Here is a 19,908-nt window from a genome sequence, read left to right as displayed (position 1 = left end):
TCGCACCATGAGGTGTAATATTTTGGTTTTGATACCTGAGTGACAGCCTTGATAACTGAGAGCATGATCACCAATAAATTGACGTCTGCATATTTTACATTGGTAATTTTGCTTACCATCTACTTTTATGCCATTTTTCTTTATACTGTCACTTAGGCAGGCTGGACACTTGATTTCTAGAGTTATTCGCATTTCTCTATTTTATCAAAATCCAACCTGCTTTTTTTCAGCATACTTTTTGAAACACCACCAGTTTTTATTGTTCTAAACTGGCTTTAAACAGTTGCATCGCCTGACCACGATGGCTGATTTTATTTTTTTCTTCTTTACTCATTTCTGCACTTGAAAGCCCTAACTCGGGTAACAAGAACAGTGGATCATAACCAAAACCATTTTCCCCACGAGCAGCCTCTAGTACTTCACCTTTCCAAATGCCTTGGAAAATTTGTGGGAGTGGGTCTTCTGCATGTTGTACCAATGCTAAAACACAAACGAACATGCCTTCGATGACTTCGCTTTCTTTACGAAGTGGTTTGAGGTCTGCGAGTAATTTACTGTTATTGGCTGCATCATTGCCATGTTCACCTGCATAGCGTGCAGAGTATATGCCTGGTGCACCGCCCAATACTGGTACGCAAATCCCTGAATCATCAGCAATCGCAGGTTTACCCGAAATTTTAGAAGCATGACGGGCTTTAATAATGGCATTTTCGACAAAGCTTAAACCGTCTTCAATGGCATCTTCAATATTAAGTTTGCCTTGAGCAATCACTTCAACAGGTAAGTTGAGCTCTGCAAATAATTTTTCAAATTCCGCAATTTTACCTTTGTTATTGCTTGCGAGGACTAATGTGCCTTGAGATAACCAATCAGTTGATGCCATGTGAAGGATCCGTGCTTTAAAAATTATGCGGTTATTTTAACAAGTCCGACTCATGGATAGGCAATAAAAAAGCACCCGAAGGTGCTTTTTATAGATTCAAAACTTATTGAGCTTGAATCCATCTGTCGGCACGGTCACGTGCTTGACGAATTTGGTCTTGGCTTAAGTTGGCAGCCAAAGCGGTTTTCTTACCTTCCGATAAGCTAATTACTTTGTTGTCGAGCATGCCATCACGGGTAGATAGCTCATACCATTGGTACGCACCCATATAGTTTTTCTTTTGCTCTTCCATCATGGCTAAGTTGAAGCTCGCACGGTTATCACCACGGCTAGCAGCTTTTTCAAAGTATTGACGCGCCAAAGTTTCATCTTTTTTTGTGCCAATACCATCCGCCAACATACGGCCAACATTTAATTGAGCCGCAGAAAGGCCTTGGTCCGCAGCAGCTTTGTACCAAGCAAATGCTTGGCGCTCATCTTTGCTAACGTCTTTACCTTGTTGGTACTTGGTGCCTAAGTAAAACTGTGCACCTGCTTGGCCTGATTTCGCAGCTTTAGTTAGGCTATTGATATCCATAATTGAATATTGTGCAGCTTGGCTAGAAACTGAAGATGATGGAGCAACATAATCCGCATGGGCTTGTATGCTAAAAAGTCCAATCAGTAGTGTCGTGCTTAATAATAATTTTTTCATAGAGCGCTCACTCGATAAATTGCGACTTCACCAAATAGATTTGGGAGACGTTTACTCAGTAAACTGTCTTGTTGATCCCCATTCACGGCAAGTCGGTTAATAATCCGGATGTTATTTTCAGCACACAGCGCTTCAAAATCGCGGAAAGTACATAAATGAATGTTGGGCGTGTTATACCACATATAAGGTAACGCGTCCGAAACCGGCATCATTCCTTTCAAAGCAAGGAAAGATCGCGTCTTCCAATGCGCAAAGTTAGGAAAAGTAATGATCGCTTGTTTCCCCACACGCACCATATCACGTAAAAGAACGTCAGGTGCATCTACAGCTTGCAAGGCTTGTGCCATAACCACATAGTCGAAAGACTGGTCGGCAAAACGACTTAAACCTAAATTTAAGTCCTGCTGGATGATATTTAACCCGCGACTGACTGCAATTGCAATCTTTTCTTGATCAATTTCTAATCCATATGCACGAATATTGTGCTTTTTACTCATATGAGAAAGCAGTTCACCATCACCACAACCCAAGTCGAGGACGCTTGAATCCGGCTTAATCCAACGTTCAGCAAGTTGATGATCAATACGCATTAGTTGCTCTCCTTCGCAGTTGTTTTGAGATGTTCTTCACCGCCCAGGAAGGCACGTAAAGTTTTCACATACAAAGGAATAGGGAATAAGAAAGAGTCATGACCTTGTTCCGCTTCAATATCCACATAACTAACAGGTTTATGATTGCTAATTAATGCATCCACAATTTCTTGCGAACGTTGTGGGGTAAAACGCCAGTCTGTTGTAAATGACACCAAAAGGAATTTACATTTGGTATTGGCCATGGCCTTTTTCAAAGACTGTTCGTATTCACGAGATGGATCAAAGTAATCCAATGCTTTGGTCATAATGAGATAGGTATTGGCATCAAAGTTACGGCTAAATTGTTCACCTTGATAACGCAAATAGCTTTCAACTTGGAACTCAACATCGAAACCATACATAAATTTGCCCGACTTTAAGTCACGACCAAATTTTTGTTTCATCGCTTCTTCAGACAGGTAGGTGATATGACCGACCATACGTGCCAAAATCAACCCACGTTTTGGATAGCTATCATTTTCTAAATAGCGACCATCATGGAAATCTGGATCAGATAAAATTGACTGACGCGCCACTTCGTTGAAGGCAATGTTCTGTGCAGATAATTTTGGGGCACTGGCAATGATTACACATTTATGCAAGCGCTCTGGGTAGTCCACAGACCATTGTAACGCTTGCATGCCACCCAGTGAGCCACCAATAATCGAATACCAAACATCAATTCCTAAACGGTCAGACAACATGGCTTGGGTTTTGACCCAGTCACGAACTGTCACCAGTGGAAAATCAGGGCCATAAGGGCGGTTGTCATTTTCAGGGTTTGGTGATGTTGGACCTGTAGAACCGCTACAGCCACCAATATTATTTAGCGCAACCACAAAGAATTTTGAAGTATCAATGGCTTTGCCTGGGCCAATACATGAATCCCACCAACCTGGTTTTTTATCATCTTCATGATGATAACCTGCGGCATGGTGATGGCCTGAAAGCGCATGACAAATCAAAATCGCGTTGGATTTATCTGCATTGAGTTCGCCATAAGTTTCAACCATGAGTTCAAAACGCGGGAGAATGCGATCACATTCGAGCTCTAACGGCTCTTCGAAAATGAACTTTTGTGGGGTAACTAAGCCCACTGAGTCGTTTGGAAAAGACACAGGAAATATTCGCCTTAAATCTTTAGTATGAATAATAAAAGGATACCACTTGAGGGTATCCTTCTAAAGTCATTTTAGTGCTATTTATTATTGCTATTGCTTATACCGCAGCAGCCATCACTTGCTCAGTGCTCAAAACACCTTGCTCGATCAAACGGTTAGTACTAGCAATAATTGCTTCAATCGATGCAGTGACAATGTTGTCATGTACCCCAGCACCAAATGCTGATTTACCCGTGCCTTTCACTTGAATCTCAACCAATGCCAATGCTTTTGCATGTGCACCAGAGCTAATGCTACGTTCTTCATAGCTTAAAACATCAATTGGTAACTGAAGTGCATTTAAAATGGCAGAGATTGGGCCGTTGCCTTCACCGCGCAATTGTTGCGTTTCACCATTTACTTCAATATCAAGTTCAATGACTTGTTTGCCATTTTCATCGTGTAAACGATAATTTTTCGCTGCGTAATGTGAGTCTTTTGCAGCAACATAAGTTTCTTTGAATAAAGACCAAATTGCTTGCGCTGAAATCTCAGTACCTTGTTCATCCGTTTTTTGTTGCACAATTTGCGAGAATTCAATTTGAATACGGCGTGGCAACACAACGTTGTAATTCGATTCTAACAAATACGCAATACCACCTTTACCAGATTGTGAATTGACACGAATTACAGCGTCATAATCGCGGCCCAAGTCTTTAGGGTCGATTGGTAAGTAAGGCATATCCCACATTTCTTCGTTCTTTTGGAACTCGAAACCTTTTTTGATGGCATCTTGATGCGAACCAGAGAATGCGGTGAAGACCAAGTCACCAGCATATGGGTGGCGAGGGTGTACAGGCAAACCTGTGCATTCTTCAATTGTTGAGATAATTTCGTTAATGTTAGAAAAATCTAAGTTAGGTGCAACGCCTTGGGTATACATGTTTAATGCAATTGCTGCGACGTCTACGTTACCTGTACGCTCACCGTTACCGAAGACACAACCTTCAACACGGTCAGCACCTGCCATGATCGCCAATTCAGATGCTGCAATACCACAGCCTCGGTCATTATGACAGTGCACAGAAATAATTACCCCGTCACGACGTTGTAAATTACGGTGCATCCATTCGACTTGGTCGGCATAGACATTTGGACCTGACACTTCAACGGTTGCTGGTAAATTCAAGATCACTTTGTTCTCAGGAGATGCTTCCCAAATTTCAGTGACAGCATCACAGACATCTTTCGCAACTTCTAATTCTGTTGCAGTAAAACACTCTGGACTGTATTGGAATACAAATTCAGTTTCAGGCTGTTTTGCTGCATATTCTTTGACTTTAGTTGCAGCATTGATCGCCAATTGTTTAGCGCCCTCAACGTCCACATTCAACACTTTATTGCGGAATGTTGGCGAGTTTGAGTTATATATATGCACGATTGCACGTTTTGCACCTTGTAGCGATTCAAAAGTACGTTGAATCAAATGATCACGTGCTTGAACCAATACTTCGATGTAAACATCATCAGGAATATGACCACCTTCAATCAACAAACGGGTAAAATCGAAGTCGATTTGAGATGCAGAAGGGAAGCCGATTTCAATATGTTTGAAACCAATTTTCACAAGCATTTGGAACATTTTGAACTTTTGTTCAATGTTCATTGGCTCAAAGATCGCTTGATTACCGTCACGTAGGTCGGTACTCATCCAGATCGGCGCTTTATTGATTTCGTTGTTTGGCCATTGACGGTCTGGTAAGTCAACACGTTGGTACATGCGACGGTATTTTTTGCTTGGATCTGCCAACATCATGTGAAAACTCCTTAGATAGTACCGTGAGCAAAATGTCGTGGATAAACGGCAGGTATTACTTATATAGATTGTGTCTATTCTAGCAATTTACAAGTTTAATTTCGGAGTCATTAGTCGAAAGTCTGAAAAATCCTTTAGGATTCGCATGACTTAGCTTTACCGCAGAGCTTGTAAATGTATAACTAAATATTAGTCTATATATTCCGGAAATAATTTCCTAAATTTGCGTCAGTCACGCATAACGGGAAAATATTTTTCTATAAAAACACTATTTTTGAAAAATATAATCTTCATTGATCTCATCGATGGTAGCTGTTCCCATCAACGCCATGGTAATTTCAAGTTCTTCTTTTAATATTTTCAGCACATGCGCCACGCCTAAAGCACCGGCCGTAGCCAAACCGTAAATGCATGGGCGCCCCACCAATACTGCAGCTGCACCTAAAGCAATGGCTTTAAATACATCAGAACCACGGCGAATCCCGCCATCATATAAAACTGGAAAATCGGCAGGCACGACTTTCTTTATGAGTTGTAAGGCCGTGAGTGGAGCAACACAGCCATCTAAAACGCGACCACCATGATTCGACACAATAATCCCTTGCACGCCATGTTGTAGTGCTAACTTGGCATCGTGAGGACTAACAATGCCTTTTAAAATAATTGGTAATGAGGTGTTTTGACTGAGCCAAAGGATATCCGCCCATGTTGGTGCGATTTTCATCAAGCCATTAAAAACGGGATGATCACCGTCTTTTAATTCGGGTAGGGGAATATGGGCAGGCGTATGCGGATGCTGCATACCTTCAGGCAAATGGAAAAAAACGCGGCGTTCACGGTCGCGAATACCGGTATGTGGAGAGTCTACCGTCACCACGATGGCTTTAAACTGCTGAGCTTCAGCCATTTTAACGAGGACTAAGGATTTTTCACGTTCACCTTGCCAATACAACTGAAACCATTTGTACGGATTGTCTTGTTTTAAAGTCCGCATATCAGTATTGGTGAAAGTACTGAGAATCATATTGCTCCCCAAAACCTCTGCGGCGAGTGCAGTTGCTGCCTCTGCTTCCGGGTGGAATTGTTGCTGGTGTCCGATGGGTGCGACAAAAATTGGATGCGGAAACTGTTGCCCTAAAATTTCACACGCTGTATGGCCTTGGGTTAAGTCCTTAAGCATGCGCGGCAGTAGTTGAATGTGTTCAAATTGAGACAAATTTCCAAGCACACTATGTTCATCCATCGAACCGCCTTGCAAGTACTGCCACACCATGTTGGAAAGGTGTTTTTCAGCCTCGACTTCATAATCTGCAATAGTTTGCAAATGCGCTGGAATTTGAGTCAATGGAGCTAGAACGGTTTCAGTGTGCATAGTTTTTCTATTCTTAATAGCAAAATGTCTTAAAAGTTAAGAAGTCTTAAAGGTAAATTTATGAAAATGCTAATTTAAATTTCAGCCCATTTACGAAGTAGGTTGTGATACAGACTGGTTAGTTTGACCACTTCTGCATGTGCATCTCCCAACTCCATACGCAAATTTTGAATGCTTTGGTCAAGATTGAACAGCATATGGCGATCTGCATCATCTCGAATCATACTTTGTAGCCAAAAAAATGAAGCGATGCGGCAACCCGCAGTCACAGGTGTCACTTCATGCACACTGGTCGATGGATATAAAATCATATCGCCTGCAGGCAGTTTAACTTCGTGATAACCATAGGTATCCTCAACGACGAGTTCACCGCCTTCATATTCCTCAGGTTCACTTAAAAAAATCGTGCAAGATAGATCAGTGCGAATGCGTTTATTGCTGCCGTGTATCCAGCGAATTGCGTTATCGACATGAAAACCAAAAGTCTCGCCATTTTCATAACGATTAAAATAGGGAGATAAAATGTTTAAAGGGAGGGCCGCCGAAGTGAACAGGGCATGGTGTGATAGTTCATGCAAAATGATATCGCCCAAATGCTGGGTGAGCGGATGTTCAACATCGAGTTGCTGATTATTTTTTACATTTTTTGAGAGCGAACCGGTGGTATTTTGCCCATCAATCCATTCCACCTTTGCCATTTCAGTGCGGAAGTATGTGACTTGTTCTTTGCTCAATACATTTGGGATATGGTGAATCACAGCCTGACCTTTTGAAAATGTAATGTTTTTATGCTTTGATCATATACAAAAATAGCCTCTATGAAGAGGCTATTTAGGATAAATCCCATAAAATATTTATGGGATTTTATTTTAAAACCAGTATTTAAACTTAGTATTTAAAGTTTAAAGAAAGTACTGCACTACGGCCTTCAGCTTCTGCAGCATAGTGAGAAGAATATGCTTTGCTGAAATAACGTTTGTCAGAAAGGTTATTTACATTCAACTGTAAGTTAACATTTTTGTCGATTTCATAGCGAGCCATAGCATCATAGCGTACATAGCCGGGTACAAACTTAGTATTAGCAGTATTGCCATAGACTTTATCAGAAGCTATAGCGCCACCACCAATCGTCAACTGTGGTAATACTTTATAAGTAGTCCACAATGTCGCACTGTTTTTAGCCATTTGCGGTAACTTATTGCCTTTATCGCTGCTGTTGTAAGCAACTTCTGTTAACTCACTATCTAAATAGCTATAGCCTGCTGCTACAGCCCATTTATCCGTAATATTACCGTTTAAGCCCAATTCAAAACCATCAACTTTACTTTCACCGACATTGGCAGAAGTATTTGCATCAATTGCAACACGTGTATTTTGTTTTTCAGTACGGAAAATTGCCGCAGTCACATTTGCACGTTTATTAAAAATGTCCCATTTTGTGCCAATCTCATAAGTACGTGCTTTTTCTGGGTCTAGATCATTGATTGATGCTGAGTTACCAGAACCAATAGAATCATTACCGTCGCCATCGCCTGCATTGATCCCGACTGGGCTTGCTGAAGTCGCATAACTTGCATAAATTGCACCATTTTCAGTTGGTTTGAAGGTCAGACCTGCATTCCAACTCCAGAAATCGGTGTTGCTTTCATATTTAGTGCCTGCAGGAATTTTAACTGCAGAAGCACCACGGCCTGAGGTGCCTTCTTTATTATACAGTAGCTCAGTATCAAATTTATCCCAACGAGCGCCAAGATCTAATAACCATTGAGGGTTAATTTCAATGTTATCTATAAAGTAAATACCTGTAGTTTTTGTCGTTTGAGTCGTTTTTGCTTTATTCGCAGCAATTGAACCTAACCAAGCATCTTTAGAGTTTGGATTGTTGGTTGAAGTGCACCAGCCGTTTGGGTTGGTAATTGTACAAGCACCTGAAGCGATACTTCCGCCAATTTGTGCGGTATTCGGATCAGTTATATCATAGCCGCCAACATCTGTTTCTTGGTTGCTATATTCTGCACCTAAATTAAAACGATGACTCAAAGATCCAGTGTTGAATTTGCCTGCCAAGTACAGTTGATCGCCCCATGTATTACTATCGGTAATACGTGAGTTCGCACGACGCCAAATGCCTTTATCTTTCAGCTGACCAGTAGTTGTATCAATGAAGTTACCTTGAGAGTCATCTGGTTGAGTCCAGAGATAATCATTTTTAGATTTCGAATACGTCGTTACATTTGAAATTGTTAGATCATCAGTTAGATCATGCTCTAGTTTAATTGTACCAATTTGGTTTTCTTGCTTTTGAAAATCGCGGTCTTTCCAACCGTAATAAACACCTTGAGGTACATCAATTGGTTTTCCATTGCCATTTAAATTAAAGTTCGGATTAGTAGATCCAAATGGATTGTTATATGGAACACCTGAGTCAGGAAGATCATCAGTTTTTAAATAGTAATAGCTTAAAGTTGCACGTGTTGGTGTATCTAGGCCAAAAGTAATACTTGGTGCGATACCTGCACGCTTATATTCTGCGCCGTCATCACCTTGCCCAGCTTTATTGTTGTGGTGACCCATTACTGCAACGCGAGCAGCAATGCCATTACCAAAATCTTTATTTCCGTCTAAAGTAATACGTTGATAATCATCAGTACCTGCACCAACAGAACCTTCTAAAGAATCACCTTTTTTAGCGACTTTAGAGATCATGTTAATGCTACCACCAACTGAACCGCCACCGCCAAGAGTAGAAGCGGAACCTTTAGTGACTTCAACTTGTTCGATTGCAAACATTTCTCGGTTCTGTGATGTTCCACCACGTACGCCATCTACGTAAATAGAGTTTTCAGAGGTATAACCACGAATAAATGGACGGTCTCCATTTGGGTTGCCACCTTCACCAGCACCTAGGGTAATACCAGGTACATTACGTAAAGCATCGCTTAAAGTTGTAACTTGAGTATCTTCCATCAATTGCTTAGAAATAACAGAAACTGATTTTGGTGTATCAAGTAGAGGAGCAACAAATTTAGTATTCGCTGATTTATCAACTTTTAAGCTCGGTGCTTTTTCAGCGACAACTTCTTGGTTAATGGTTGGAAGTTGAGTTGTTTGTTCTTGTGCAATTGCATTTGCTGCAATTACAGATAAAGAAGATGCAATTGCTGAAGAAACAATTTTCTTACGTGTTTTAATGAAGGCCATTTCGAACCCAATTTCGAATAGTGAATTTGTATGCGAATAATAATGATTCTTATTTTGTCTTACATCTTTATGTAATTGTAAATCACGATAGATAATCATATTGTGATAGTCCTACTTAATGTAATGATATAACAAGTACATATTAAGGTTATGTTTTTATTTGATATTGATAAAATAATGATTGCGTTGCTTTTTTATTGAGATTTTAAATTTTCTAAAAAAAGCGCTACTTCGTGAATTAAATATGAATAATTTGTACTTTTACATATAAATAAAAAAACCTGCCGAAGCAGGTTTTTTACTTAATGAAAATTAAAACTTCGTGTTAATACTTAACCAGTAGCTGCGTGATTTGTACTTATTATTGTAGTCATCACGATAGCTAGGGGTGTAATCACCATTGGCATCCGCAGTAAATGTAGTTTTGTATGTGGTGAAGTCTTCGTCGAATAAGTTGTTTACACGAGCATTTACAGTAAACATATCATTGATTTTATATGAACCGCCTAAATGGAAAACTGTAGAATCTTTGAAATATAAAGCTTCATTTGTGTCAGCATTAACTTGGTCAAAACGGTCTGCACGGTATTCAGAGGTTAAGAATAGATTGAATGAATCTGTTGCTTTCCAATCGAGTGTTGCATTAACCATATGCTTGGCAGTATTGCCAAGAGGTAGGCCTTTTTCAGCACCACTTTTCTGTTCGCTATCTGTATAAGTGTAGTTTGCACGTAAAGAAATTTGATCAAGCAGCTGTAATTTTCCAGCCAGCTCTAGTCCTTGAATAACAACCTCATCAATATTGACAGTACGCGTAGTAGATGAATAGCCAAGATCTTGATATTCACCTGTATTTGCGCAGATTAAACCTGTCGTGCCGCCGCATGCCTGAGAGTCAATTTTATCTTCAAATTTATTATGGAAGACAGTCGCATTAAAGTTATGGCCTGCTGGATGTTGCCAATATGCGGCTAGCTCAGAACTAATACTTGTTTCAGGCTCTAAATCAGGGTTACCAAATTGTGGAGAGGTTCCTTGACCGCCAAAACCGACAATGCCGTCATAAAGTTGAGTCGTTTTAGGTGTTTTATAACCCGTACTTACACCGCCTTTAACAGTAAATGCATCGTTAAAGTTATATACGCCGTATAAGCGAGGACTGAATTGGTCACCAAAAACTTCATGATTGTCATAACGTAAACCAGTTGTTAGGGCGAAAGGCTGTGTGATTTGCCAGGTGTCTTCAGCAAATAATGACCACATATTATGATCTTGGACTTGTGCTGGCGTACCAGACTCCATACCAAAAACACCATCGGTTAATTCACCGCGGATAATTTGAGTACCAACAATCACATTATGTTCACCAGCTAGTTCAAATGGCATAGCTAAATTTGCATCTAATGTATATTGGGCACTTTCTAAAGTGCGTGATGGACGGGGTAAGAAAGTTTCTTCTGCAATCTTTTTACGTTCCGCTTCTGATAGCCCTGCATAATTGCCTGTGCCATTCAGCATTTCAAGCAGCTGTTTTCGCTCTGAAACAGTAAATGGCAATGTACGACCTTTGTTATTGGTTTCTACGTGTGCCAAAGAAACAAAGCTTTTACCAAAATTCCATTCGCCTTCATGAGTTAAAGACCATGTATCACGCGTAAACTTTTGCTCTTTATCATAGCCTGCTCGAGGGTCAGCACGGGTGCAAGGCTTGGCTATTGAACAATTTTGACGCCAAATAGAATCAATACTATCGACAGTACCTAACTGACCTTCTGAGTTATCATATTCTTGACGTGAAGTATCAATATCAGCCCAGATTGTTTGATTGTCTGAAATATTCCAAGATAATCGGGCACCTAATGACATATTTTCATTATTTACAGTACGTCCACCACCGCCAAAACCTAAGGTACGGTCATGCACGACACCGTTTGGATCTGTAGCAGGTGCATAAGTTGGATTAGATTCGTCCCGCTCATATAAGCTGCCACGTACAGTTAGTCCTAATTTATCTTTAATCAGCGGTCCCATAAGATTGAAATCAATGGTGCTGTCTGAACCAAAATCATCATTTTCTTCAAAAGTACGACTATGAGTAACAGACCCTGACCAACTATCTGATACTTTTTTTGTAATGATATTGATGACACCGCCCATTGCATCTGCACCGTAAAGAGTAGAGGCAGGCCCACGAATAACTTCAATGCGTTCAATTGAATCTAAAGGTGGGATATGGTTGAACTGGTTGCCACCAAAACTGTTTGGATAAATGTCGCCATGGTTATTTTGGCGCTTACCATCAATGAGAATAAGTGTGTAATCACCACCCATACCACGCATAGAAATAGAGCCTTGCCCTGTTTTATCGTTGGTCTCGCCAATATCTACACCTTCAAGCTCGCGTACGGCATCCAGTAATGTCATGTATGGTTTTTTTTCTAATTCAGCTTTGGATATGACAGAAATACTGGCAGGTGCATCCTTGATTTTTTGTTCAAAGCCAGCTGCAGAAACAACAATGGTTTCCATCTGTTGAGCTTGAGATTCAGTCGTTTCAGCATGTGCGAAACTCGTAGTAGTTACAATTGCCCCAAGTAAAGCCGCTGAAATAGGATTGAGATTAAAGTTACTCATAATAGAATTCCAAAAATGGACGAGATAAAAATATGAAAATGAATATAAATCAAACATCAAGAATAATAGTGAGAAAGTTTCTCATTTTCAATAATTAATCAAAAAAACATCAATATTATTCTTTAAAAAGCTATCAGACGTACGAAAAGAAGGGAGCGCATCGATAGGGTATATAGTGCTATAATCGATTTTTGTATATATTTAAATGTTGTCATATAATGTGGCACTTTTTTTTAAACTGTTAATTAACAAAATATCGAGGAAGCCATGCAAGTAACTTCTGAAGCGGTTTCGGGCGTTGCCCGTCGTTTAACTGTATCTGTACCGACGAGCCGTGTTAACGAGCAATTTGAAGCTCGCTTGAAACGCACTGCCAAAACTGTGAAGATCAACGGCTTCCGTCCAGGTAAAGTGCCTGTAAACGTTGTACGTCGTGAATACGGTGCTGGTATCTATCAAGAAGTTGTGAACGACGTTATTCGTGACACAGTTTTTGAAGCAATCCAACAAGAAAAAATCAACGCTGTTGGTATGCCAAACATCGACAAAACTGAAATGAAAGACGACGCTTTAGTTTTTGAAGCAACTGTTGAAGTTTATCCAGAAGTTGAAGTGAAATTCGAAGGTCTTGAAGTTGAACGTAAAGCAACTGACGTAAGCGACAAAGACGTTGACACAATGCTTGAAAATCTTCAAAAGCAACGTGCTTCATGGGCTGAAACTAAAGGCATGGCTAAGAAAGACATGCAAGTAACTTTCGACTTTGAAGGTACTGTTGATGGTGAGAAGTTTGAAGGCGGCGCTGCTGAAGACTTTAAACTTGTATTGGGTTCAGGTCGTATGATCCCTGGCTTCGAAGATGGCATCGTTGGTATGAAGAAAGGCGAAGAGAAAGTTATCGACGTAACTTTCCCAGAAGATTACCAAGCTGAAAATCTTGCTGGTAAAGCTGCTCAATTCAAAATCACTGTTAAGCTTGTTGAAAAACAAAAACTTCCAGAAATTGATGCTGAATTCCTTAAAATCTTCGGTTTAACTGAAGAAGAAGGCGTTGAAAAACTTAAAGCTGACGTTCGTAAAAACATGGAACGTGAAGTGAAAAATGGTCTTCGTAACCAAGTGAAAGGTGCAACTTTTGATGCACTTGTAGCTGCGAACGAAGTTGAAATTCCAGAATCTATGCTTGCTCAAGAAATTGACCGTCAACGTCAACAAATGATCCAGCAATTCACTCAACAGTTTGGTGCTCAAGGTGCGAAAGCATTTGACTCAAGCATGCTTCCAGATGAATTGTTCAAAGAACAAGCTGAAAAAGCAGTAAAACTTGGCGTATTAGTAAGCAAAGTATTGGCTGATGCTAAACTTGAAGTAGATGCTGCACGTGTTGATGCTTATATCGAAGATATGGCTTCTTCTTATGAAGATCCTAAAGAAGTAATCGAATACTTCAACAACGATAAACAGCAACGCGCTCAAATCGAATCAGTAATTTTAGAAGACCAAGTTGTAGATTACATCTTAGCTTCTGCTAAAGTAACTGACACTAAAGTTAGCTATGAAGACTTATTGAAAGAGCAACAAGCTCGTCAACAAGGCTAATTACTAGCTCTGTAAAAAAAGGCGCATTAAGCGCCTTTTTTTATCGCTGCAAGCCCTTAAATAAGTTGTCCTAATTTCACAATGCATATGAAAAAAATATCTGTTATTTAATTGGGAATCTTTTGCAATTTCGACAAATATCCCTCATATTGTGATTTATGGGTTGAGTCAGAAAAATTTAGGAATAAATAACGTATGTATGTTCCAACAATTGAAAACGCACTAGTGCCAATGGTAGTTGAGCAATCTTCTCGTGGTGAGCGTTCTTTTGATATTTACTCACGCCTTTTGCGTGAACGTGTGATTTTTTTAACCGGTGAAGTAGAAGATAACATGGCGAACTTAATTGTTGCGCAAATGTTGTTTTTAGAAGCTGAAAACCCAGACAAAGATATTCATTTATATATCAATTCACCAGGTGGTTCGGTGACTGCAGGTATGGCAATTTACGATACTATGCAATTTATTAAACCGGATGTTGTGACTTACTGTATGGGTCAAGCTGCATCAATGGGTGCTTTCCTGCTGAATGCTGGAACCAAAGGTAAGCGTTACTGTCTTGAAAATGCCCGTGTCATGATTCACCAACCGCTCGGTGGTTTCCGTGGTCAGGCATCGGATATTGAAATTCACGCACGTGAAATTCTATTTATTAAAGAACGTTTAAATCGTTTAATGGCTGAGCACAGTGGTCAAGACTATGAAACTGTTGCTCGCGATACTGACCGTGACAACTTTATGACAGCACAAGCTGCTAAAGAATATGGTCTAGTGGATGAAGTTTTATCTAAACGTCCATAAGTTTTAAAAAATTAATTATTGGAGTGAATATGTCCGAACATCCTCAAGGACAAAAACATTGTTCATTTTGCGGTAAAACGCAGTCTGAAGTCGGGAAACTGATTGCAGGTGAGGACGCGTACATCTGTAATGAGTGTGTGGACGTATGTCTTGACCTGGTTCAAACCAGTCAACAAGTTGAAACCAATGACTGGGCGACTCGACCGCTTCCAAAGCCGCATGAAATTCGTGCTGCGCTCGATCAATATGTGATTGGTCAAGATGTTGCGAAAAAGACTTTGTCTGTTGCGGTTTATAACCACTATAAACGTCTGAAAGTCGGTACAAGTGGCAAGAAACCTGAAGATGGTGTTGAGATTTCAAAAAGTAACATCATGTTGGTTGGACCGACAGGTTCAGGGAAGACATTACTTGCTCAAACGCTTGCGCGTCTACTTGATGTTCCATTTGCTATGGCAGATGCAACAACATTAACTGAAGCAGGTTATGTGGGGGAAGATGTTGAGAACATTGTTCAAAAGCTTCTCCAAAAAGCTGATTACGATGTAGAAAAAGCCCAAAAAGGCATCATCTATATCGATGAAATCGACAAAATTACCCGTAAGTCTGAAAACCCATCGATCACACGTGATGTGTCGGGTGAGGGCGTACAACAAGCATTGCTGAAAATGATTGAAGGCACGGTTGCCTCAATTCCTCCTCAAGGTGGTCGTAAGCATCCGCAGCAAGAATTCATTCAGATTGATACCTCGAACATCTTGTTTATTTGTGGTGGTGCATTCTCAGGTCTTGAGAAAATTGTGCAACAGCGTCAAGAAAAAGGTGGTATCGGCTTTACTGCTGAAGTGCGTAAAAAAGATGAAACGAAGAAGTTATCTGATTTGTTCCGTCAAGTTGAAGCGACTGACTTGGTAAAATTTGGTTTAATTCCAGAATTTATTGGTCGTTTGCCTGTCATTGCAACTTTGGATGAGTTAGATGAAGACGCATTGATGCAAATTCTAACAGAGCCAAAAAATGCTTTAACTCGTCAATATCAATACCTATTCGACATGGAAAATGTAGATTTGGTTTTTGAGGATTCAGCACTTCGTGCTGTGGCGAAAAAAGCATTGGATCGTAATACAGGTGCACGTGGTCTACGTTCTATCTTGGAAAATTCATTGCTTGAAACCATGTATGATTTACCAAGCCGTAGTGATGTGGGCACAGTAGTTGTTAATGAAGCGGTAATTAATGGTGAGGCTGCGCCTGAATTTAAAACAGAGCGTCAACCTAAGAAAACCGAAGAAGTAGCACCGAAGTCAGATTTAAAAGTTGTAAATACTAAATCGGCTTAATCGCTATTCGTCTGAAACGTGTGTAAATCTCAGATTTGCACACGTTTTTTATTTCCAAAAATAAAAGGGCAATGTTAATCTCAGCGAGAAGGCGTGGATGCCTGACAATCAAAATTTAAAACAAGATATGTAAAATAAAAAGCACGCAGTGAGGGATAATCATGCGTAGTGTAACCATTATTCTTTTAAGCAGCCTAGCTTTGTTAGGTTGTCATGGAAAATCTGCTGTAGAACAAAACACAGCTTTAGCCTCAACCCTTAAACCTGTAAATCCAGACCAAGCAATAGGCCATATTGAGCAATATCGTCTAGGGATGTTCACGATTGGCGGTTGGGTCAATCAGAAGCAAGGTAGACATTTTCAGGACGTAAAACCACAGCATGATCAAGCTGCGGTAGTATATTTGTACCGTCCAGATACGAAGTGGAATCGTCAAGAAATTGTCGCGACAAGCTTATTTCTAAATAGCGAACGCATTCCAAGTTTATTGAATAATCATTACTACTGGGTGGAATTGCCAGCAGGAAATTATCGACTGTCTTCAAGCCGTCCTTTAGGGATTAACCATTTTCAGAAACCTAAATATTTAGATTTTACAGTGGAAGCAGGGCAATCTTATTTTATTAAATACGATGAAGAAAATTTATCTTCAAAGCGAACGGTATCAGGCCCAATTTTATTAATGCCTGAAAAAGTTGGGCGTAATGAAATTGCTTATACCGAATTAAAATCAAACAGTTTTAACTTTGTGGCTGAAGATCAAAATTCAGGAAAAGTTCGCCGTAGTGTACAAAAAATTAAAGCACCTCATTATGATCCAGCGGAAGACGTACAGTTGACAAAGCCGTTTAAAATTTGGGATCCACGTACTTGGTAGTTCTGTGATTTTAAGTGATTAAGATCAATTCGTTTTAATTAGCATGAACTAAATCCTGAGCATAAAAAAAGCACCCATTGAGGGTGCTTTTTTTTATTTTGGCAAATTAGTTTGCAGCAGCATCAACTACCGGAATTTTACCAATTTTTGCTTGCCAGATTTTTGGTGCAGTCGCATGTACAGATGTACCATTTACGTCTACAGCAACAGATACAGGCATATCTTTCACGACAAATTTGTAGATTGCTTCCATACCTAGGTCAGCAAAAGCAACAACTTCAGCTTCACGAATTGCTTTAGATACTAAGTAAGCAGCACCGCCCACAGCCATTAAGTAAGTCGCTTTGTTGTCTTTAATTGCTTCAACAGCAGCAGGACCACGGTCAGCTTTACCGATCATGCCGTACAAGCCAGTTGCTTCAAGTACTTGACGTGTAAATTTATCCATACGTGTTGCAGTTGTTGGGCCTGCAGGACCAACTACTTCATCACCAACTGGATCTACAGGACCTACGTAGTAAATGAACTTGCCTTTCAAATCAACAGGAAGTTGTTCACCATTGTTGAGCATGTCAACCATGCGTTTGTGCGCAGCATCACGACCTGTATAGATTGTACCGTTAAGAAGCAATGTATCACCTGGTTGCCAAGCGTTCATTTCTTCTTGTGTGATGTTGTCTAGGTCAACACGTTTAGATGTTGATGAATCCCAAGTTACCGCAGGGTAGTCTTCAAGGCTTGGCGCTTGAATGTGCGCAACGCCTGAGCCATCTAATTGGAAGTGTGCGTGACGAGTCGCTGCACAGTTCGGGATCATACCCACTGGTTTACCCGCAGCATGACATGGGTAATCTTTGATTTTGATATCAAGAACAGTGGTTAAACCACCAAGACCTTGCGCACCAATACCTAAAGCATTAACTTTTTCGAAGATCTCAATACGGAGTTCTTCCATTTTGTTTTGTGGACCACGACGAAGGAGTTCGTCCATGTTGATTTCTTCCATTAATGCTTCTTTTGCAAGCATCATGGCTTTTTCAGCAGTACCACCAATACCAATACCGAGCATACCAGGAGGACACCAACCTGCACCCATTGTTGGAACAGTTTTAAGTACCCAATCTACGATCGAGTCAGATGGATTCAACATCGCAAGTTTAGACTTGTTTTCTGAACCACCACCCTTCGCAGCAACAGTTATATCAACTTTGTTACCCGGAACGAGTTTGTAGTGGATCACAGCTGGAGTGTTGTCTTTGGTATTTTTACGACCGAAAGCAGGATCAGCTAAAACTGATGCACGAAGAATGTTTGAGTTTTCAAGATAACCTTGACGTACACCTTCGTTGATAGCATCGTCTAGGCTCATGGTTAAATCAAATTTAACGTCTAAGCCCACTTCAAGAAATACGTTCACAATACCCGTATCTTGACAGATAGGACGGTGGCCTTCTGCACACATACGAGAGTTAATTAAAATTTGTGCAATTGCGTCTTTAGCGGCTTTGTTTTCTTCACGGTCATATGCACGGCTCATCGCTTGGATGAAGTCTTGCGGGTGATAGTAAGAAATAAACTGAAGCGCATCTTTTACCGATGTGATCAAGTCATCTTGCTTGATAATAGTTGTCATACAAATATCTCTTGAGCGGGCTGATAGCTAGCGGGCTAAATTATAAGACAAAAAGGCGCTTTTGTGGGTATTTCGCTTAATCTTTGGGCGAAAGTTTAATAGGTTACTTGCTAGATCTTATCAGTTGTCATAATTGAGCTAAAAATAGCCAATTTAATGTCATATTGAGTGAAATAATTGTCATAAAAAGGGCATAAGTGAATATAATATTTTTATAAATGATTGATTATTATTGGTATATCTAGATTTTGTAATATTTCACATTTGTCATATAACTGTCATAAAACTTTTACATAATGACCTCATCAAACTTAGAGTGTGAAATATATGGTTACTCCAGTGTTATCTGTTATTGGTTTTTCTCTGTTTATCGCAGCAACTTGGTTCTACGGTCAACAAGAAGATCAAGCCTAAAGCTTTATCTTCTTTTTTTTTGCTTTAAATTTTAAAAAAATAAATACAAACTGATCTTCAAATCTTCAAATCTTCAAATCTTCAAATCTTCAAATCTTCAAATCTTCAAATCTTCAAATCTTCAAATCTTCAAATCTTCAAATCTTCAAATCTTCAAATCTTCAAATCTTCAAATCTTCAAATCTTTTGCTCATTTTCTATTGAATTTAAATTTTGCATGAAACGTTATATGCTTTGATTCAAAATTTATGCAGATGTGATGCATGATGCTTGAGTTTCTTCTCCCATTTTTAATCGCCATCTTTCTATTAACCGTTACTCCTGGCCTTGATACAGCATTGGTCATTCGTACGGCTGCCGTACATAAAGTGAAAGGCTTTGCAAGCGGCGCTCGGAATCACCTTTGGTTGTTTTGCTTGGGGAGTTTTGGTGGCTTGTGGCGTGGGAGCATTGCTGGCAAGCTCAGAGTTAGTATTCAATATCATGAAATGGGTGGGCGCAATCTATTTGCTGTGGTTGGGCTTTGGATTGTTGTTTAAACCTCGTCAAGTGATGGATATTTCAGTAGATAGTCCTGCTCAAGAAAATGTATTTTTAAAAGGACTTTTAACGAATATTTTAAAGCCTAAATTTGGTATCTTTTATGTGTCCTTCCTGCCGCAATTTGTTCTAAGTAGTGAGCATACAACGATGTGGTTATTTGGAATGGTCTTGGTACATGTTGTCTTAGGGTTATTGTGGTCGTTGTGTTTGATTCGCTTGATGAAACCTATTTTGAAATTGATTTTACAACCTAAAAACTTAGCGAAGATTTATCAGGTTGCAGGTGTAGTTTTTATTATATTTGCACTGAAACTCGCAGTAACACCTCGATAGTGATACTTGAATACATTTTTGAAAACTAAAAAAAG

14 protein-coding genes and 2 pseudogenes are annotated in these 19,908 nt (G+C 39.8%); 5 read left to right on the top strand and 11 right to left on the bottom strand.

Going from position 1 to position 19,908, the window contains the following annotated elements; all coding sequences use genetic code 11:
• From FTT84_RS08160 to FTT84_RS08115, 10 genes and pseudogenes are all read right to left on the bottom strand, one after another.
• Nucleotides 1-192 (bottom strand): annotated as a pseudogene (locus tag FTT84_RS08160) (IS1 family transposase); the annotation flags it as partial.
• A gap of 64 nt (nucleotides 193-256) precedes the next feature.
• Complete coding sequence (gene rdgB, locus FTT84_RS08155; protein ID WP_180057005.1) at nucleotides 257-883, bottom strand: RdgB/HAM1 family non-canonical purine NTP pyrophosphatase; 627 nt, start codon at nucleotides 881-883, stop codon at nucleotides 257-259.
• A 103-nt stretch (nucleotides 884-986) separates the two neighbouring features.
• Nucleotides 987-1,577 carry a tetratricopeptide repeat protein gene (locus FTT84_RS08150; RefSeq protein WP_218949687.1) on the bottom strand — a complete coding sequence of 197 codons (591 nt, stop codon included), beginning with the start codon at nucleotides 1,575-1,577 and terminating at the stop codon, nucleotides 987-989.
• A complete protein-coding gene (metW, locus tag FTT84_RS08145) occupies nucleotides 1,574-2,167 on the bottom strand; it encodes a methionine biosynthesis protein MetW (RefSeq protein ID WP_180057003.1) in 594 nt (197 codons plus the stop codon). The genes FTT84_RS08150 and metW overlap by 4 nt, the downstream gene beginning before the upstream one ends.
• Nucleotides 2,167-3,327, bottom strand: a complete 1,161-nt coding sequence (locus tag FTT84_RS08140) for a homoserine O-acetyltransferase (protein ID WP_067763680.1) — start codon at nucleotides 3,325-3,327, stop codon at nucleotides 2,167-2,169. Before FTT84_RS08140 ends, metW begins: the two co-directional genes overlap by 1 nt.
• Before the next feature lie 100 nt (nucleotides 3,328-3,427).
• Entirely contained in the window at nucleotides 3,428-5,125 is a 1,698-nt protein-coding gene (gene leuA, locus FTT84_RS08135; protein WP_067763677.1) for a 2-isopropylmalate synthase, read from the bottom strand.
• A gap of 268 nt (nucleotides 5,126-5,393) precedes the next feature.
• Nucleotides 5,394-6,497, bottom strand: coding sequence for an alpha-hydroxy acid oxidase (locus tag FTT84_RS08130; protein WP_180080745.1), 1,104 nt, complete (start codon nucleotides 6,495-6,497; stop codon nucleotides 5,394-5,396).
• Nucleotides 6,498-6,571: 74 nt separating this feature from the next.
• Entirely contained in the window at nucleotides 6,572-7,255 is a 684-nt protein-coding gene (locus tag FTT84_RS08125; RefSeq protein ID WP_067763671.1) for a Fe2+-dependent dioxygenase, read from the bottom strand.
• Between the two features lie 130 nt (nucleotides 7,256-7,385).
• Complete coding sequence (locus tag FTT84_RS08120) at nucleotides 7,386-9,698, bottom strand: TonB-dependent siderophore receptor (RefSeq protein WP_180080747.1); 2,313 nt, start codon at nucleotides 9,696-9,698, stop codon at nucleotides 7,386-7,388.
• Nucleotides 9,699-10,010: 312 nt separating this feature from the next.
• Nucleotides 10,011-12,332, bottom strand: a complete 2,322-nt coding sequence (locus tag FTT84_RS08115) for a TonB-dependent receptor domain-containing protein (RefSeq protein WP_180080749.1) — start codon at nucleotides 12,330-12,332, stop codon at nucleotides 10,011-10,013.
• A gap of 267 nt (nucleotides 12,333-12,599) precedes the next feature.
• Between FTT84_RS08115 and tig the strand changes: the two genes are divergently transcribed.
• The 4 genes from tig to FTT84_RS08095 all read left to right on the top strand — a co-directional run bounded on the left by tig (nucleotide 12,600) and on the right by FTT84_RS08095 (nucleotide 16,950).
• Complete coding sequence (gene tig, locus FTT84_RS08110) at nucleotides 12,600-13,931, top strand: trigger factor (RefSeq protein WP_067763665.1); 1,332 nt, start codon at nucleotides 12,600-12,602, stop codon at nucleotides 13,929-13,931.
• 195 nt (nucleotides 13,932-14,126) lie between these two features.
• Complete coding sequence (gene clpP / locus FTT84_RS08105; protein ID WP_067763662.1) at nucleotides 14,127-14,732, top strand: ATP-dependent Clp endopeptidase proteolytic subunit ClpP; 606 nt, start codon at nucleotides 14,127-14,129, stop codon at nucleotides 14,730-14,732.
• A 29-nt stretch (nucleotides 14,733-14,761) separates the two neighbouring features.
• Nucleotides 14,762-16,072 (top strand): ATP-dependent protease ATP-binding subunit ClpX, encoded by a 1,311-nt coding sequence (gene clpX, locus FTT84_RS08100; protein WP_180080752.1) that lies wholly within the window; start codon nucleotides 14,762-14,764, stop codon nucleotides 16,070-16,072.
• Nucleotides 16,073-16,233: 161 nt separating this feature from the next.
• Nucleotides 16,234-16,950, top strand: coding sequence for a DUF2846 domain-containing protein (locus FTT84_RS08095; RefSeq protein WP_180080754.1), 717 nt, complete (start codon nucleotides 16,234-16,236; stop codon nucleotides 16,948-16,950).
• Nucleotides 16,951-17,056: 106 nt separating this feature from the next.
• On the opposite strand, the gene FTT84_RS08090 is transcribed toward FTT84_RS08095, so the two are convergent.
• Nucleotides 17,057-18,583, bottom strand: a complete 1,527-nt coding sequence (locus FTT84_RS08090) for a fumarate hydratase (RefSeq protein ID WP_180080757.1) — start codon at nucleotides 18,581-18,583, stop codon at nucleotides 17,057-17,059.
• 680 nt (nucleotides 18,584-19,263) lie between these two features.
• On the opposite strand from FTT84_RS08090, the pseudogene FTT84_RS08085 reads away from it, so the two are divergent.
• Nucleotides 19,264-19,873: pseudogene (locus FTT84_RS08085) on the top strand (LysE family translocator).
• The last annotated feature ends 35 nt before the right edge of the window (nucleotides 19,874-19,908 follow it).

The sequence above is a fragment of the Acinetobacter sp. YH01019 genome (genome assembly GCF_013420285.1).
GTDB lineage: Bacteria > Pseudomonadota > Gammaproteobacteria > Pseudomonadales > Moraxellaceae > Acinetobacter > Acinetobacter gandensis.
This window is presented reverse-complemented; position numbering and strand designations above follow the sequence as displayed.

What these genes read in the sequence shown, in the direction of transcription:
- clpX (WP_180080752.1), top strand. Translation starts at nt 14,762, where the DNA reads ATGTCCGAACATCCTCAAGGACAAAAACATTGTTCATTTTGCGGTAAA.
- FTT84_RS08150 (WP_218949687.1), bottom strand. Translation starts at nt 1,577, where the DNA reads ATGAAAAAATTATTATTAAGCACGACACTACTGATTGGACTTTTTAGC.
- FTT84_RS08120 (WP_180080747.1), bottom strand. Translation starts at nt 9,698, where the DNA reads ATGGCCTTCATTAAAACACGTAAGAAAATTGTTTCTTCAGCAATTGCA.
- metW (WP_180057003.1), bottom strand. Translation starts at nt 2,167, where the DNA reads ATGCGTATTGATCATCAACTTGCTGAACGTTGGATTAAGCCGGATTCA.
- clpP (WP_067763662.1), top strand. Translation starts at nt 14,127, where the DNA reads ATGTATGTTCCAACAATTGAAAACGCACTAGTGCCAATGGTAGTTGAG.
- tig (WP_067763665.1), top strand. Translation starts at nt 12,600, where the DNA reads ATGCAAGTAACTTCTGAAGCGGTTTCGGGCGTTGCCCGTCGTTTAACT.
- FTT84_RS08130 (WP_180080745.1), bottom strand. Translation starts at nt 6,497, where the DNA reads ATGCACACTGAAACCGTTCTAGCTCCATTGACTCAAATTCCAGCGCAT.
- rdgB (WP_180057005.1), bottom strand. Translation starts at nt 883, where the DNA reads ATGGCATCAACTGATTGGTTATCTCAAGGCACATTAGTCCTCGCAAGC.
- FTT84_RS08090 (WP_180080757.1), bottom strand. Translation starts at nt 18,583, where the DNA reads ATGACAACTATTATCAAGCAAGATGACTTGATCACATCGGTAAAAGAT.
- leuA (WP_067763677.1), bottom strand. Translation starts at nt 5,125, where the DNA reads ATGATGTTGGCAGATCCAAGCAAAAAATACCGTCGCATGTACCAACGT.
- FTT84_RS08115 (WP_180080749.1), bottom strand. Translation starts at nt 12,332, where the DNA reads ATGAGTAACTTTAATCTCAATCCTATTTCAGCGGCTTTACTTGGGGCA.
- FTT84_RS08095 (WP_180080754.1), top strand. Translation starts at nt 16,234, where the DNA reads ATGCGTAGTGTAACCATTATTCTTTTAAGCAGCCTAGCTTTGTTAGGT.